This is a genomic window from Pseudomonas sp. 05N36, from assembly GCF_056397385.1.
In genome coordinates, this window is the sequence record NZ_JBFTNH010000047.1 from 1 (window position 1) to 2,466 (window position 2,466).

General features: G+C 60.7%; 1 protein-coding gene and 1 pseudogene. Both read left to right on the forward strand.

Annotated features, from left to right (window positions below; translation table 11 throughout):
* Positions 1 to 226 precede the first annotated feature (226 nt).
* Positions 227 to 1,563, forward strand: a pseudogene (gene istA / locus AC1DIH_RS28070) (IS21 family transposase).
* A gap of 20 nt (positions 1,564 to 1,583) precedes the next feature.
* Positions 1,584 to 2,339: an IS21-like element ISPsy14 family helper ATPase IstB gene (istB, locus tag AC1DIH_RS28075; RefSeq protein ID WP_477774076.1), complete on the forward strand. Its 756-nt coding sequence runs from the start codon at positions 1,584 to 1,586 to the stop codon at positions 2,337 to 2,339.
* Positions 2,340 to 2,466 lie beyond the last annotated feature (127 nt).

Below are 2,466 nucleotides of genomic sequence, written 5' to 3' on the forward strand. Positions count from 1 at the left end.
TGGGGATTCCATGCGCACTTGGACACCCAGTCCACGAACACTTGGACAGCGATTCCACGCTCACTTGGACACTCATTCCACGGCCACTTGGACACTGATTCCACGAGCACTTGGACAGTGATCTCTCACTGATCCGACCCAAGCTCAGGCAGGCAGCAACGCAGGATTATTCACTACCATCGACCTCTTTTCTCGAAGCGAAGAGGTCGTCGTGGAGCGTATATCCATGCGTAAAATCCGAGAGGTACTACGCCTAAAGTTCGACGCCGGCCTGTCCGTGCGCAGAATTGCTACCAGCCTGCGCATTAGCAGCGGCAGTGCCGGCAATTACCTGCACCGCTTCAACGCTTGCGGGCTGACCTGGCCAACGGCCTTGTCAGACGCTGATCTGGAGCGCTGCCTATTCCCGCCAGCGCCGACGGTTCCCAGTGATCAACGTCCGATGCCTGATTGGGCTTGGGCGCATGCTGAGCTGCGCCGCCCGGGCGTCACCCTGGCCCTGCTTTGGCAAGAGTATCGGCTCACCCACCCGCAAGGTTTCCAGTACAGCTGGTTCTGCGAGCACTACCGTCTCTGGGCCGCGAAGATCGATGTGGTCATGCGCCAGGAACACCGTGCCGGCGAGAAGCTGTTCGTTGATTACGCCGGCCAGACCGTGCCAGTCATTGATCGGCGAACCGGCGAGATCCGCCAAACGCAGATCTTCGTCGCCGTCCTCGGCGCGTCCAGCTACACCTTCGCCGAGGCCACCTGGTCGCAGAAACTGCCCGACTGGCTGGGCTCGCACGTGCGCTGCTTCGCCTTTCTCGGCGGCACATCGCAGATCCTGGTACCGGACAATCTGCGCAGCGGCGTCACCAAGGCGCATCGCTACGAGCCCGACATCAACCCCAGTTACCGCGATCTCGCCGAGCACTATGGCGTTGCCGTGTTGCCTGCTCGATCCCGCAAACCTCGGGATAAAGCAAAGGTCGAAGTCGGTGTGCAAGTGGTCGAGCGGTGGATCCTGGCGGTGCTGCGCAACCGCCAGTTCTTCTCCTTGGGCGAACTCAACACAGCCATCGCGCTGCTGCTGGATCGCCTCAATCAGAAGCCCTTCAAGAAGCTGCCCGGCTCACGCCGCTCAGCCTTCGAGACCATCGACCAACCTGCGCTGCAACCGCTGCCGGAACACCCGTATGTCTACGCCGAATGGAAAAAGGTGCGAGTACACATCGACTACCACGTCGAGGTCGATGGTCATTACTACTCGGTGCCGTACCAGTTGGTGAAGCACCAACTCGAAGTGCGGCTAACCGCTAAGACCGTCGAGTGCTTCCACGCCAACCAGCGCGTGGCCAGCCATCTGCGCTCACCGCACAAAGGCCGTCACACCACCCAAACCGAGCACATGAGCGGCTGGAAGCCGCTTGCCAGCGTGCGCTGGCACTGGGCGCGTGCAGTTACAAAAGCCTGGAATCGATCCTGCGCCAAGGCCTAGAACGGCTACCGCTGGCCCAGCAGAACCTGCCGTTACTGCCTGAAGAACATATCAATCTGCGCGGCCCTGGCTACTACCACTGACCTGAAAAAGGAGCACGAACATGCTGCCTAATCCGACACTCGATAAGCTACAAACTCTGCGACTGCACGGCATGATCAAGGCGCTTGGCGAACAACATGCAACACCGGACATCAACGATCTCAGCTTCGACGAACGCCTCGGTCTCATGGTCGACCGCGAGCTAACCGAGCGTGAAGACGCCCGCCTGGCCACTCGCCTCAAAGCCGCACGACTACGCCATAACGCGTGCCTGGAAGACATCGATTACCGCAGCCCGCGCGGTCTGGACAAATCCCTGATCCTGCAACTGGGTGGCGGCCAATGGCTGCGCGACGGCCTGAACCTGATCATCGGCGGCCCAACTGGCGTGGGCAAAACCTGGCTCGCCTGCGCGCTGGCTCACAAGGCCTGCCGCGACGGTTACAGCGTGCGTTATCTGCGCTTGCCGCGCTTGATGGAAGAACTAAGCCTGGCCCACGGCGACGGCCGCTTCGCGAAACTGATGGCGGGTTATGCCAAGACCGACTTGCTGATCCTGGACGACTGGGGCCTAGCGCCGTTTACCGCTGCGCAACGGCGCGACATGCTTGAACTGCTGGACGACCGCTACGGCAACCGCTCGACGCTAGTGACCAGCCAGATGCCAGTGGACAAATGGCACGCACTGATCGGCGATCCGACCTTGGGCGATGCGATCCTCGACCGGCTGGTGCACAACGCTTATCGGATCGAACTGAAGGGCGAATCGATGCGCAGACGCGCAACGAAATTGACGGCGGCAGGGACTTCAGACTAACAATGCAAACCTGCGTCGCTGCGCTCCGACTGCCTGTCCAAGTGGACGCGGATCAGGTGTCCAAGTGAGCGCGGAACGAGTGTCCAAATGATCGTGGGCTGAGTGTCCAAGTGTCGTGGAATCCGCA

Coding starts and splice junctions, on each gene's coding strand:
- istB (WP_477774076.1), top strand. CDS start 1,584: ATGCTGCCTAATCCGACACTCGATAAGCTACAAACTCTGCGACTGCAC.